The sequence below is a fragment of the Paenibacillus melissococcoides genome, from assembly GCA_944800085.1.
Lineage (GTDB): Bacteria > Bacillota > Bacilli > Paenibacillales > Paenibacillaceae > Paenibacillus_B > Paenibacillus_B melissococcoides.
Map to the genome: position 1 here is coordinate 25862 of CALYLO010000015.1, position 12853 is coordinate 38714.

Annotated in this window: 14 protein-coding genes; 5 read left to right on the forward strand and 9 right to left on the reverse strand. The window is 59.1% G+C overall.

Translation table 11 applies throughout. The annotated features are described in order from the left end of the window. Nucleotides 1-9 precede the first annotated feature (9 nt). The 7 genes from OCY70_RS32180 to OCY70_RS32210 form a co-directional block, all read right to left on the reverse strand. The gene (locus OCY70_RS32180; RefSeq protein WP_213426035.1) at nucleotides 10-1569 is read right to left on the reverse strand and encodes a putative amidoligase domain-containing protein; all 1560 of its coding nucleotides are present in this window, start codon (nucleotides 1567-1569) and stop codon (nucleotides 10-12) included. Nucleotides 1570-1766: 197 nt separating this feature from the next. Next, a complete protein-coding gene (locus OCY70_RS32185; RefSeq protein ID WP_213426036.1) occupies nucleotides 1767-2327 on the reverse strand; it encodes an outer spore coat protein CotE in 561 nt (186 codons plus the stop codon). Nucleotides 2328-2719: 392 nt separating this feature from the next. Further along, entirely contained in the window at nucleotides 2720-3706 is a 987-nt protein-coding gene (locus tag OCY70_RS32190; RefSeq protein WP_213426037.1) for an aromatic acid exporter family protein, read from the reverse strand. Between the two features lie 143 nt (nucleotides 3707-3849). Next, nucleotides 3850-4689 (reverse strand): ABC transporter permease, encoded by an 840-nt coding sequence (locus tag OCY70_RS32195; protein ID WP_213426038.1) that lies wholly within the window; start codon nucleotides 4687-4689, stop codon nucleotides 3850-3852. Further along, on the reverse strand, nucleotides 4673-5470 hold the full coding sequence (locus OCY70_RS32200) for an ABC transporter ATP-binding protein (protein ID WP_213426039.1): 798 nt from the start codon (nucleotides 5468-5470) through the stop codon (nucleotides 4673-4675). The genes OCY70_RS32195 and OCY70_RS32200 overlap by 17 nt, the downstream gene beginning before the upstream one ends. A gap of 30 nt (nucleotides 5471-5500) precedes the next feature. Next, on the reverse strand, nucleotides 5501-6508 hold the full coding sequence (locus tag OCY70_RS32205; protein ID WP_213426040.1) for an ABC transporter substrate-binding protein: 1008 nt from the start codon (nucleotides 6506-6508) through the stop codon (nucleotides 5501-5503). 215 nt (nucleotides 6509-6723) lie between these two features. Beyond that, nucleotides 6724-8241, reverse strand: a complete 1518-nt coding sequence (locus OCY70_RS32210) for a carboxypeptidase M32 (RefSeq protein WP_213426041.1) — start codon at nucleotides 8239-8241, stop codon at nucleotides 6724-6726. A gap of 145 nt (nucleotides 8242-8386) precedes the next feature. On the opposite strand from OCY70_RS32210, the gene OCY70_RS32215 reads away from it, so the two are divergent. Beyond that, nucleotides 8387-8758, forward strand: coding sequence for an iron-sulfur cluster biosynthesis family protein (locus OCY70_RS32215; RefSeq protein ID WP_213426042.1), 372 nt, complete (start codon nucleotides 8387-8389; stop codon nucleotides 8756-8758). A gap of 5 nt (nucleotides 8759-8763) precedes the next feature. Beyond that, a complete protein-coding gene (locus OCY70_RS32220; protein ID WP_213426043.1) occupies nucleotides 8764-9396 on the forward strand; it encodes a beta-class carbonic anhydrase in 633 nt (210 codons plus the stop codon). A gap of 58 nt (nucleotides 9397-9454) precedes the next feature. Here OCY70_RS32220 and OCY70_RS32225 read toward each other — a convergent pair whose 3' ends face one another. Then, nucleotides 9455-10432, reverse strand: coding sequence for a CobW family GTP-binding protein (locus tag OCY70_RS32225; RefSeq protein WP_213426044.1), 978 nt, complete (start codon nucleotides 10430-10432; stop codon nucleotides 9455-9457). Between the two features lie 175 nt (nucleotides 10433-10607). Here OCY70_RS32225 and OCY70_RS32230 point away from each other — a divergent pair, with 175 nt between their 5' ends. Next, nucleotides 10608-11150: a PadR family transcriptional regulator gene (locus OCY70_RS32230; RefSeq protein WP_213426045.1), complete on the forward strand. Its 543-nt coding sequence runs from the start codon at nucleotides 10608-10610 to the stop codon at nucleotides 11148-11150. A gap of 40 nt (nucleotides 11151-11190) precedes the next feature. Here OCY70_RS32230 and OCY70_RS32235 read toward each other — a convergent pair whose 3' ends face one another. Continuing rightward, a complete protein-coding gene (locus OCY70_RS32235) occupies nucleotides 11191-11736 on the reverse strand; it encodes a DUF309 domain-containing protein (protein WP_213426046.1) in 546 nt (181 codons plus the stop codon). Between the two features lie 206 nt (nucleotides 11737-11942). On the opposite strand from OCY70_RS32235, the gene OCY70_RS32240 reads away from it, so the two are divergent. Continuing rightward, nucleotides 11943-12380, forward strand: a complete 438-nt coding sequence (locus OCY70_RS32240) for a hypothetical protein (RefSeq protein ID WP_213426047.1) — start codon at nucleotides 11943-11945, stop codon at nucleotides 12378-12380. After that, a complete protein-coding gene (locus tag OCY70_RS32245) occupies nucleotides 12381-12671 on the forward strand; it encodes a YxcD family protein (RefSeq protein ID WP_213426048.1) in 291 nt (96 codons plus the stop codon). It begins immediately after the preceding gene. The last annotated feature ends 182 nt before the right edge of the window (nucleotides 12672-12853 follow it).

Genomic DNA, 12853 nt, shown 5'->3' on the forward strand with positions numbered 1-12853 from the left:
AGCGCGGACTCACGCTTTCGCCGCGCCCTCCTTCCGGATGGCCCAAGCCTGGCGGATATCTTCGCGCTCATCCCAGCGCCAGCCCGAATCGATGCGGCGGGCGAAGGAGCGGAGGAGAGCCTGCTCCCGCCCGCTTCCCGTTCCGCCTCCGGCGGAGACGGCTTCGAATTCCAGCGCGGCCAGCAGCCCCTGCACCGCCTCCCGGGCAACCGGACGCAGCTCCTCCGCCGGCCGGCCGGCATGATAAGCGCGGATGACCGGATCGCGCAGACTGTCGCGCCGCTTCAAGCGATGGCGGAGCCTGGCGGCGGCGTTCAGCAGGGCCAGCACCTCCCGCGCCAGCTCGGGCGAGAACAGGAAGCTGGGGAGCGTCCGGTATTCGAAGCCGCCGGCCCCGCCGTGCTCCTGGAGGCGCACGTCGCCGAACGTCCCGTAGCGGGGCCGCCGCGGCGCGCCGGACGGGTCCTCCAACGCGGCGACCGGCAGGGCGACATATGTATCCAGCACCCGCACGAGCTCGGACGTGAGCGGCAGCCCGCTCAGATGGATATGCCCGCCGATCGGGAAGCGGCCCAGCGGCCGGCCGCCGGCAAGCCACTCCAGCGCGGCGCCGTCCCCCGCTTCGAGGCTGCGGCGGGCCTCCGCCATCGCGGCGGCGATATTGCGCACGAGCTGCGCCGGGCCCGGGGCCGGATCGGGGCGCAGCTCCATCAGCGGGAAGCGCACCCGGCCCCCGATGCGCACCGCATCGCAGCCGGCCCGGCCGCCTCGGGGCAGGTAGCGGCTCGCCGCGATCAGCTTGCGCTGGCGGGCGTCATGCAGCACGAGCTCCGCGTCGAGTCCGAGCAGGACCTGACCCGACCGGGCGCGGGCGGATTGCTGTTCGGCGGCGGCCTTGGCCCAGGATGCGGCGTAGCTCTCCAGCACCCATGCCGGCAGGGGCGCGGGTACGGGCTCCACCCGCTCGATGGCGTCGCCGGGGCGGGGCTCCTCCAGGACGCCGGCGGGCCCAGCCGTCTCGTCGGCGGCGGGGCAGCAGCGGAGCATGACCGCTCCCGTGTCACGGCCGAGCGCATAGATCGCCCGCACCGCCATACGGGCCAGCCGCAAGTAGGGCGGCCGCGTCCAGTCGTCCAGCGGACGGTAGAAATAGCCGCCCGTCGGCGCCTGGAAGCAATGCGCCGCGGCGACCGCCTCAAGCTGGCTGACCCAGAAGCAGAGCGTGCGCACGAAGCCGGCGCCGTCCGGGGCGCTTCCCGGCTCCGCGCCCCAGGCGGCCCGGTCGAGCACGGGCAGTCCCCACAGCCGCAGCCGCTCCCGCATCGCCGGCCCCCTCCACGGCCCGGCGTGGCGGTTCAAAATCACCCGGCCGTCGCCGGAGGAGCCAATCCCCGCTGCCGCATCCGGCAGGCTGGCCGCCTTAGGCGCCTGCAGCCAGAGGACATCGACGCCGGGCTGCGCTCCGGCTGCCTCCTGACGCGGCGGCGCGGCATAACGCCGCCATTGACGGTATCCGGCGGCATGATCGGTGTACAGGCGGACACCGCCGCCCAATTCCAGACGCTGCATCGCCTTGTCCCCCGTTCATCGTGGTGCTCAGGATTGCCCGTTGGCGGCAATCCGGCAAATTTTTCAAAAAAAAGGAGGGCTCCCGCCCTCTTCGATGATGCTGCTGCTGCATATGCATAAGTATGAAGTTCAACGGATGAGGGCTTCAGGATGTTATCCGGGATATCTCCGCAGGCGGTGAGGGTCTGCGGACCTAATCACAACTCCTCATCCGTTAAATCCGGATCCAGATCGTCGAACTCTTCGTCCTGGATGCCGAAATCAAAGTCCTTGTCTGCGAAATCGTTGCAACCGTTCGGGCAGACGCGCACACATACCTTCGTCTCCGCTACCATCTCTACCGCGAATTCACGCTCCACGCGAATCGTAACCCCTGTCCCGGACGAGGAGACGCTGGCCTCGACGCAGTTCGGCTCCTGGATCGCCTCAGCCGATACCTCTTCCGTCGTGCGGCGATGCTTCGGATCGACATAAGATAATCCGACGAGCTCGACGTAGGATACCGTCTCCTTGGCTACATCCGTCTGGGAATTGTTGTCGTACGAATACCAGATATTGATGTCATACGTGCCGATGACCTCAATTCCATCTCCGGCTCTCACCGATTCATATTGATGGTTGATAATCCAGGCTCCCAATATACTGGTCGGATGATGAGGCGGAGTGACGGTATGTGTAACGACGGAGAACTTGCGACCTTTGCCGCAAACTGCTTTCGTGATGATCTCACGGCAGTGGTGTTTATCTGAAATTGCCATCGTGTGGACCTCCTCCATACAATCATTCAATAAAGTGTATGCAGGACGTGGGCGAATGTTGAATAGACAGATTTAAATATAGAGAAAAAAGATATATGCTTCGGAATCCGGCTTCTATTCCGAAGCGGCGCGGGCGCTGCGCCTGCGGTCTTTATCATGATGCCGCGCCGGTGATATGCGGCTCGCGCAGCCGCTTCTCCTTGTTGCCGCAGGAGATTCTAGCGATGCGGCATTTCCGGGAGCCGCTGTTTTCTATCGCGCCTGCACTTCTTCCGCTACTCCATCCTATTGGCAACATAGCGAACAAGAAAGAGAGAGTCCGTTCCGCACCGTCATACATAGTATATCTTTATGATGGAAGAGGCTGTCCGCATGCCATCTGGCTGGCCGTTTTAGACGGCCAGTTGTTTTTTTTGCTTGTCCTTTTTCGCGATCTTCAGGAAGCTGTGCAGTTCCCGAATCAACTGCAGCACCGCGGAGCGGACCTCGAATTCCCGCCGCGTCGCCGGCAGTTCCATCGCCCGGAACAGATCCTCCAGCTCCAGCAGCAGCTGCTCGGTCTTGCCCGTATAGTGCGGCTCCTTCACGTCGCGGCTGAGCTGATCGAACAGCTTGGCCACCAATAGGCATTGCGGAAGCTGCTCATATACTTGCGAGATGAGCTGCAGCATATTTTGAACATGGTCAAGCTGCGTCTTGCGCATATAGAAATAGACCAGCCACCGTTCGTCCTCCCGCACGTCATCGGAACGAAGCAGCAAATTCTCGAGCGCCCGGGAAGCGAGCCGGATGCCTTCATCCGCCAAGGCGTTCGCCTCGATAATCTCGCGTCCGTCCCATGCGTAAGACGGGTCGCGCAGACAGCGGCCAATCTGCTGGAATATGCTAGAGAAGCGATCATCGACCTCGCTTCGGATGCGAACGAGCTTGTCCTCCTCGCTTGGCATATAGATCAGATTCACCAGGGACGCGGAGCCGAGGCCGACGAGCAGCAGCAAGACCTCATTGAGCACCCCTTGCAGCGTCACAGCGCCCGCGCCATAAATATGGAACGTGACGACCGAGCTCGTCACAATGCCTTCCTTGAAATTGAGCCGCACGATCACCGGAAAAGCCACCAATATGTATAAAGCCAGCACCCACAGATGAAAGCCAAGCAGGCCGAACAGAAGCGACGCCATAAGCAGTCCGACGAGCGAGGCGAAAAAGCGGGCCGAGACGGTCTGGATGCTCCGCTTCCGCGTCACATCGACCCCCAAAATAGCCAACAGGCCCGCGCCGAGCGGGTTGGGACTTCCCAGCAGCCCCGCTGCAATGATCGCGCAGATCGAAGCGATTGCCGTCTTGATGACACGAATGCCGACAAATCGGAAAATCATAGAATTGCTCCTTGCTGTAGAGGGATTGTGTAGACTTTCATTATAATCCACATTCCCCTTGCACACCAAACATTTTGCGGCAGCCGGATTCCCCGCCGGAGAGGGCGGCAGCTTGTTCCGCGCTCCGCCTGCCGCCCTGCGGCTTACGATCGGTTCAACCATGTCCGCTCCAGATAGGCGACTCCCTGGTACATCAAGGTCGCGACGACGGCAATAATGACGAGGGAGGCCATCACCAGCGTAAAATTGAATACCTGGAAGCCGTAAATAATCAAATAGCCAAGCCCGATCTTGGAGACAAGAAATTCTCCGACGATAACGCCGACCCAGGCCAAGCCGACATTCACCTTCAGCGTCGAGACGATCGCCGGGAAGGAGGCCGGCAGGATGACTTTGCGGAAAATGACGCTTTTGCCTCCGCCAAACACCCGTACGACCTTAATGTAATTCGGGTCGACCTCCCGGAAGCTGTTGTACACGACGATCGTCGTAATGATGACGGTGATCGATAACGTCGTGGCGACGATCGCCGCGAAGCCGGCTCCGAAGCCGACGATAAACAGCGGACCGAGCGCCACCTTCGGCATGCTGTTAAACACGACCATGTACGGATCCAGCACCCGCGCCAGGAAATCCGACCACCAGATCACGACCGCCAGCAGCGTGCCGAGCAGCGTCCCCAGCACAAATCCGGCTACCGTCTCCCCGACCGTCATCCCGAGATGCGGCCAGATCGACCCGTCGGCAAAGTCCTGCACGATCTGCTGCCATACTTTGCTTGGATAACTGAACAGCAGCACATCGATCCATTTCAGGCGGCCGGCTAGCTCCCACAAACCGACGCAGGCGATGAGAATGGCAACTTGGGTAAGCGAGACGATCCAGGCCCTCTTCCGCCGGGCGGCCCGATAGCGTGAATACGTCCGTTCCAGCAGCTGGCGGGATTCCTCCGCTCCGCTGTTCGTCTCAGTTCGGCTCTGCATGTTCGCCCTCCTTTCCGTCCGAAGCCTCCAGCTCTTTCCACAGCTCGTGGAACATCTCGTTGAAGCCGGGCTGCTCTCTGGCATAGAAGGGCTGCGCCTCCCGTATCGCATCCGGGATGGCGAAGGCTTTGCGCACGGTGCCGGGATCGCGATCGAGCACGATCACCCGGTCGCTGACCGCGATGGCCTCCGACAGATCGTGCGTCACCAGCACGGCGGTCTTTCGCCGGGCCTTCAATGTATCGACGACCAGATCCTCCAGCTGCAGCTTCGTCTGATAATCGAGCGCGGAGAACGGTTCATCCAGCAAGAGAAGCTCGGGCGAGGTCGCCAGTGTCCGCACGAGCGCGACCCGCTGCCGCATGCCGCCGGACAGCTGATGCGGATACGATGCTTCCGTGCCGCCCAACCCCATCCCGTTCAGCAATTCCCGCACCCGCTCTTCCGATTCCCGATTCCACTGCTTCGTCAATTCCAGGCCGAGGCTCGCATTTTCCAGAATCGTGCGCCATGGATATAGATAGTCGCTCTGCAGCATATAGCCGACCCGCGGCGAAGGTCCCGCGACCGCATCGCCATAGACGCGGACGCTGCCGCGCGTCGGCTCCAGCAGCCCTGCAATAATGGAGAGGATCGTCGTCTTGCCGCAGCCGCTCGGGCCGACCAGACTGACGAATTCCCCCGGCATAATCGTGACGGACAGCCGATCGATGGCAAGCTTCGCTTCGCGTTCCGTCACATAGACATGGGTGACTTGAGACATTTCTACCGCTGGGATCACGCGTCCGCCTCCTTCTATTCTGCCCGCCGCCTATTTCACCTGCCGCTTGGCTTCCTCCGCAAATTCATTATTGACGATCCGGCCATGCTCGATCCGCTCCTTCAATTCGCCGGCCGAATCCAGCACATTCAGCAGATTGCTCCACTCCTTGTCGTCCAGCACCGGATCGGACGCGAAGGAGCCCTGTTCCTTATACCGCTTCACCGAGCTGGCGACGATCTCCCGATCCGTATCCTTGAAGAACGGCATAAGGACATCGGCGATCGCTTCCGGCGATTCGGAATCCACCCACTTTTGCGCCTTATAGACCGCATTGGTGAACTTTTGAACCGTTTTCTTGTTCTTCGTCAGGTAGCTTTGCTTCGCCATGAAGACCGTATACGGCAGCAGTCCGCTCTCCACGCCGAACGAGGCGACGACCACCCCTCTGCCTTCCTTCTCGAAAATGGACGCCTGCGGCTCGAACAGCTGCACGTACTCGCCCGTGCCCGAAGCGAAGGCGGAGGCGACGTTGGCAAAATCAATATTTTGAATCAGCTCCAGATCGCCGTGCGGATCGATGCCGTGCTTTTTCAGCGTAAACTCGCCGGCCATTTGCGGCATCCCGCCTTTACGCTGCCCCAGGAACACCTTGCCCTTCAGATCCTCCCAAGCGAATGTGCCGTCGGAATGGCGAGCCATCAGGAAGGTGCCGTCGGTCTGGGTCAACTGCACGAAGTTGATGACCGGATCCTCCGAACCTTGCTGCGCGACATAGACCGACGTCTCCGAGCCGACCAGCGCGACATCGATCGCCCCGGAGAGCAGCGCCGTCATCGTCTTGTCCCCCCCGAATGTCGTCTGGAGCTCCACCTCCAATCCCTCTTCCACGAAAAATCCTTTGCCTATCGCGACATATTCGGGCGCATAAAAGATCGACCGAGTCACTTCCCCGACCTTCACCTTCACTTGGCCGCTCTTGCCTCCGCAAGCCCCCAGCACTGCCGAGCACAGCAGCAGCACGGCGAGCACGGTGAAGCCAAGCCGTCTATGCTTCATCGAATGAACCCTCCTCTGCGGGAAAAATAAAAACCGTTGCTCCGCTCCTGCTCCCGCTGTCCTTCCAGCCGCGCCGGCCCGGCCCCGGAGATCATGTTCACGGATATTGCATCGTATGCAGGCGGCGAATAAATGGTTATTCGCACAGAACAAAGAAGCCGCATCCTTCCCTTCCGGGATGACGCGGCTTCTCGCGAACTCGGTTCGCTTCCGTGTTACAGGCTATATACATCCTTCATCTTGACGGTCAAATAATCGACCAAATATTGCGGGTTCAACGCTTCCCCCGTCACCTGCATGACGATCTCGGCAGGCGTAAGCAGCTTGCCGTGCTGATAAATGCGCTCGGTCAGCCACTCCTTAATCGCCAGCAGCTCGCCGCGGGCGATGCGATCATCGACATCCGGCATGCCCTGACGCAGCGCATGCATGAACTGAGCCGCGTACATATTGCCGAGCGAGTAAGACGGGAAGTAGCCGAAGCCGCCTCCCGACCAGTGAACATCCTGAAGCACGCCTTCTCCCGCATGCTTCGGGCGAACGCCGAGATAGGATTCATATTTATCGTTCCATACATCCGGAAGATCGTCCACGGACAAGCCTTCGTTGAACAGCATCTTCTCGATTTCATAGCGGATGATGATATGTAGGTTATACGTGACCTCGTCCGCTTCAATCCGTATCAGCGACGGCTCCACCCGGTTCACCGCCCGGTACACCATCTCGCCGGTCACCTGTCCGAGCTGGGACGGGAAGGTCTGCTGCACCTGTCCGTAGTATCTCGACCAGAAGGGGCGGCTCCGTCCAATCAGATTTTCCCAGAAGCGGGACTGGGATTCATGGATCCCCATCGAGGTGCCGGACGCAAGCGGCGTGCCTGCATATTTGGCGCTAATATTTTGCTCGTACAGCGCATGCCCGCCCTCGTGGAGCGAACTGAAGATCGCGTCGGCCATATCATGCGTCTTGTAATGCGTCGTAATCCGCACATCGCCCGGATTCAGCCCGATCGCGAACGGATGAACGCTCTCGTCAAGACGGCCGGCGTCGAAATCGTAGCCGATCTCCTTCAGCAAAAATTTGCTGATCGCCTTTTGCCCTTCGATCGGGAATTCCTGGAAGAGGAAATCGGCCGGCGGCTGCTTGCCCGAGGCCTGGACCGACTGCACAAGCGGAACGAGCTGATCCCGGAGCTGTCCGAAGATCGAATCGAGCTTCGCTACGGTCATGTCCGGCTCATAGGCGTCCAGCAGCGTATCATAGCGCGTATCCCGCACGCCCCAGTAATCGATGAATTGCTGCGTCTTCGCTACGATATCCCGCAAGTACGGCTTGAATGACTCATAATCTCCAGTTTTCTTCGCATCCTCCCACAGCGTCTCGGCATGGGACGTCAGCACGACATACTCCTGATGAAGCTTCGGCGGGATCAACCGGCTGCGGTTGTATTTCTTGCGGGCGTCCTTCACCATTTTGCGATCCGCCTGACTCAGCGAATCGAATACGCCGGGCTGCTCCAATTCGTCCAGACAATTCCCCATCTCCGGAGAGACGGACAGCGAGAACAGATCCGCCGACAGCGCACCGATGGCATGGGCCCGCTGCTCCGCCCCTTTGCGCGGAGCGCCTGTCCGCAGATCCCACTGCATCAGGCCCAGCGCTTCCTCATAACTTTTCATTTTCATCAACATATCGTGAAATTGCTGCAATACCGGCTGTTCAATTGTGCTCATTAAAGAACTCACCTCATTTTTCTTGATTCTACGGGCGATCCTGATGTCCATGTCCGCTCACCTCTTGATGATACGTGGTGTTAAGGATATAATCAACTTTCAAAAGCGGCAGTTCCGCTGCAGCTCTGAAGAAGGAGTTGATAGGATGTCAGTCAGCATGGAAGTTACGCCAGGAGCGGCCGAAGCGCTGAGACGGAAGCTGGACGGGCCGTCCGGCGAAGCAGGCTATGTCAAGCTTATCTATGATACAGACGGCTGCGGGTGCGCGGTGAACGGGGTTCCCGCCCTGTGGGTGGTAAGGGAACGGAGCGCCTTCGATGAGGATCTGCCGAACAACGCAGGCCTGCCCCTGCTGATCGACCGCCATCAGACCGTTTTTTATGAAGAGCGCATGAAGCTCGATGCCGGAGCCATTTCCGGATCCTTCGCGCTCAGCAGCCCGCAACAGATCTATTCGACACATGTCATCTGCACGGATCGCCGCACGGCTTCCGATGCAGCTTCTGAGGAGGAATAACGACAATGAAGAACAACATGGAATCCATATTGGAATTCAACAAGCAATTCGTGGACAAACGGGAATACGAGCAGTTTTTGACGAACAAGTTCCCGGACAAAAAGATGGCCATTATCACCTGCATGGATACCCGGCTTGTCGAGCTCCTTCCCCGGGCGATGAATCTGCGCAACGGCGATGCCAAGATCATCAAAAACGCGGGCGCCATTATTTCGCAGCCGTTCGGCAGCGTCGTGCGCAGCGTGCTCGTCGCCATCTATGAGCTGGGAGCGAATGAAGTCGTCGTCGTCGGCCATTATGGATGCGGCATGACCGGACTGAACTCCGAGGGCATTATCGAGAAGGCGAAGGCAAGAGGCGTTCAGGATGTCGTCCTGGACACGCTCACGAATTCGGGCATCAAGCTTCACCACTGGCTGCGCGGCTTCGACGACGTCCACGAGGCCGTGCTGAACAGCGTGCGCATTTTGCGCAAGCATCCGCTGCTGCCGAATGATATCCCGGTGCATGGCATGGTTATTCATCCGGATACCGGCGCCCTGGAATGGATAGCGGACGGATACCGTTACCTGGAGGATCTCCAATCCGATCCGGAACTGGCGGAGAAGGAGACGCATACCCCTTCGGCCACCCGTTGAACGAACGGCGAAAGCTCCTGGCACAGAACATTCGGTTCTGCGCCAGGAGCTTTCGTGGTTATTGGCCTATATCGCGGAAGGAGCGCTCCAGCTCGGCGATATCCATCTGCTCGCCGATCATGACGATGACATCCTCTACCTCGCCCTGCGGCGTAATGGGAACGAACTCGGCCGCACGGTAGGCGTACTGGAACATATAGCGCTTCGTCGTATCGGTGAAGGTGACGATTCCCTTCGCCCGGTATACGTTCGAAGGCTGTCCGAGCAGCCACCGTTCGAACCGCTCGCTATCGACCGCTTGCGGGATGGCGCGCGTCCATACGGTAACCTTGTCGTGCGCGCGATGCCCTGAAGAGCAGCCAGGCTTCGCCTCTAGCTCAGCGGGAGCAGCCCCCGTCCGAATCGCATCCAGCCAACGCGCAAGGCCGATGGCGGCCCGTTCGGTGACGAGCATGTCAGCCTCGGCGTTCCACGCGCGGAGATGGCGCTGCACCGCTACCAACTGCGCCTCATTCACCCGGTCGGCCTTGTTCACCAGGATAAGCTGAGCCGCACGGACCTGCTCCTGCAGCAGATTCATCAGCTTCCGGTTCGGGCTCTCCCCTTCTTCCAGCATCGCGGCCAGATGAGAAGCATCGGCCAAGGTCACGATATGGTTCAGTACGACACCGGAATAAAGCGATATTTCCGTAATCGAGTCGACCAGCTCCATCGGCTGGGCGATGCCGGTGCACTCCACATAGATGATGTCGGGACGCTCGGACTGAACCAGTTCGTACAGCTTGAGACTGAAATCGCCCCGCATCGAGCAGCAGATGCATCCATTCAGCAGCTCCGTCATCGCCACATCCTCGGGCAGCAGCTTCCCGTCAAGATTCACCTCGCCGACCTCGTTCATGACGACAGCGGGCTTCATGCCCGCCTCAAGGCTCCATTGCAGCCATTGCTGAAGGAGCGTCGTCTTGCCGCTCCCGAGGAAGCCCGCCAGGATGACGACGGGAATTTTTGGCGCGTTGTCTGATATTGCGTTCGTCATTACGTACTCTACCCCATTTCCACTTGCCTGAACTCGAAGCAACCGCATTGCGGGTTGATCATGAATAAAGCTTGCAACTATGTAATGAATTACATATAATGGAATATGAAAAGGCCTGTCCGTTTCCGCCTGGAGACGGGATGCAGACCCATTCCTGTATTGGAGGTTATCCCCCGTGCTTAATACATTATCTTACGGACTACTCGGACTTCTTGCAAGCGAGTCTTGCTCCGGTTATGATCTGATGCTTCGCATTCAGCCGTTCTGGCAGGCGAAGCACAGCCAGATCTACCCGCTGCTGGCCAAGCTGGAGCGGGAGGGTTACGTGCACTATGTGCGCATTGAACAGAAGGACAAGCCGGATAAGAAGGTCTATTCGCTGACGGAACAGGGGAAGCAGGCGGTGTTGGACTGGTTGGGCGAGCCCCCGGCGGAGCAGTTGTCCCGCGACGAGCTCAGCCTGAAGGCCAAGTGCATCTGGATGATTGACCGCGAACTCGCCATTCCATTATTCTTGACACGCAAGAAGCAGCTAGAGACGAAGATCGCTTACCATGAAAAGCTCCTGCAGCGCATTCCCGAGGAAGAACGCCATGTCCGCTCCAAAAAGTTCGGAAGCTACATTTTGCTGCACCGCGCGATCTCGCTCGCGAAGGCCCAGATCGAATGGTGCCGCTGGGTCGTCCGAATGCTGGAGGAAGAGGACTCGACCTCCTGAGCCGATGCAGCCTGAGGCGCCTCTCCCGGCGGAACGGATTCTACGGACGCCCCTGCTTCCGGTTCCGCCCCTTCAGGCGATGGGCTGCCCTCCGCGCTTCAATGACCGGCTCGCGGTCCCTCAGCTTATGGCGATGAAGAATGCTCTCGTCCAGCTCGCTGCCCGTGCTGCGCCACCGCCAGCCCCGGGCGAGACAACGGGCTTCGCAGAGGGCCGCCAGCTCCGGATCGGCAATGGGGAAGTTCCACTCGGCATATGTCCCGTCCGGAAGGCCCCCGCGACGATACGCCTCCACCCGCTCCGTTAATTGAGCGATAAGCTCCCTCCCATCGATCCCGAGCTGCGTCCATGCAACCTCTGGAGCGTGCGCCAGCGCGCTGCGCAGCATTTTGCCGGCCCCGGCCAGATTGCCTCTGCGCTCATGGTACAAGCCGACCGCGATCTGCACGAGCGTCAGCCACCAGATTTTTCGTTCGGCCGATGACTCCGCCTTCCACTGCTCCTCCATAATTTCGTGGCATTCGAACCAATCCCTCGTGCCGTGGAATTCCAGCATATATTCGATGTACGCTGTCGGATACTCCATGCGGCTCCCCCTCTCGTCTATCCGGTTTCGGTAATCCCGCGAATCGCGAATAATACTATCGTAAGAAATCCGACTCAACGAATCGTTTTTTTATGATTTACGGCACAGACAATTTCATTGTAGCAAGTTCAATATTTTTTTGAAACCTCTTTCGGGACGGGACGTATTAGTATCGGATACATCTAATCTACTGGAGGAGGCAGTTCATGCGTAAATGGATTATCGTTATGATGGCGTTCCTGCTCGTGTTTGCGGTGACAACGCCATCGCTGGTGGATGCCAAGCGAGGGGGATCATTCCGTTCGGGCGTGAAGAAGTATCAGCCCGCTCCGAAGAAGGCGGAGACGAACAACCAGGTGAATCGTTCGGACACGACCAGCAATACCAAGACAACCGGCACGAACACGACCGGGAACCGCGGATTTTTTAGCGGCGGCAGCTTCATGAAGGGCCTCATGATCGGCGGACTGGCCGGCATGCTGTTCGGCGGATTGTTCGGCAACATGGGCTTCTTCGGAGAAATATTGGGGTTGATGGTGAATCTCATGGCGCTCTTCGCCCTGTTCATGATCGTCGTCATGGTCTTCCGCAAATTCAAGGATCGGCGCAAGCCGCCGCGGCCGGAAAGCGGGCGGTGGAACTAAATGCAGCTTCGCATCAGCATGGATGAGATCGTGAACGCCGTGTGCTTGCACATGGCGATGCGAAGACAGGTTCAACCGACGGATATTGAAGTCGAGCTCTGTTGGGATGAAGAACACGGATTCACCGCCGAGGTGTGGGTGAACGGGCGTCATCAATATTTGGTCGAGACGAACCTGCTGGAAGCGATCGAGCAATACGTCCACAAGGAATACGGGCAGCGTGCCTTCCGGCACCAGATTCGTCTGGAAGTAGATGATGAGATCTGGGCTCAAGTCGATACCAGCTTATAAGCGCTGCGGACAGGGAGGGCAGCCCAAGCTTGCGCCTTCCCTGCTCCAGGCATCACATTCATACATGTAGGCGGCAGACCGAAAAACGAATACGTTTTTCACGTTTCGCCGTTTTTTTTCATCATTTTCTGCCTCCATTTCATGCCTTGCGTAACATTTTTTTTCGATTTGTAACAACATTG

Coding starts and splice junctions, on each gene's coding strand:
- OCY70_RS32180 (WP_213426035.1), bottom strand. CDS start 1,569: ATGCAGCGTCTGGAATTGGGCGGCGGTGTCCGCCTGTACACCGATCAT.
- OCY70_RS32185 (WP_213426036.1), bottom strand. CDS start 2,327: ATGGCAATTTCAGATAAACACCACTGCCGTGAGATCATCACGAAAGCA.
- OCY70_RS32190 (WP_213426037.1), bottom strand. CDS start 3,706: ATGATTTTCCGATTTGTCGGCATTCGTGTCATCAAGACGGCAATCGCT.
- OCY70_RS32195 (WP_213426038.1), bottom strand. CDS start 4,689: ATGCAGAGCCGAACTGAGACGAACAGCGGAGCGGAGGAATCCCGCCAG.
- OCY70_RS32205 (WP_213426040.1), bottom strand. CDS start 6,508: ATGAAGCATAGACGGCTTGGCTTCACCGTGCTCGCCGTGCTGCTGCTG.
- OCY70_RS32210 (WP_213426041.1), bottom strand. CDS start 8,241: ATGAGCACAATTGAACAGCCGGTATTGCAGCAATTTCACGATATGTTG.
- OCY70_RS32215 (WP_213426042.1), top strand. CDS start 8,387: ATGTCAGTCAGCATGGAAGTTACGCCAGGAGCGGCCGAAGCGCTGAGA.
- OCY70_RS32220 (WP_213426043.1), top strand. CDS start 8,764: ATGAAGAACAACATGGAATCCATATTGGAATTCAACAAGCAATTCGTG.
- OCY70_RS32225 (WP_213426044.1), bottom strand. CDS start 10,432: ATGACGAACGCAATATCAGACAACGCGCCAAAAATTCCCGTCGTCATC.
- OCY70_RS32235 (WP_213426046.1), bottom strand. CDS start 11,736: ATGGAGTATCCGACAGCGTACATCGAATATATGCTGGAATTCCACGGC.
- OCY70_RS32240 (WP_213426047.1), top strand. CDS start 11,943: ATGCGTAAATGGATTATCGTTATGATGGCGTTCCTGCTCGTGTTTGCG.
- OCY70_RS32245 (WP_213426048.1), top strand. CDS start 12,381: ATGCAGCTTCGCATCAGCATGGATGAGATCGTGAACGCCGTGTGCTTG.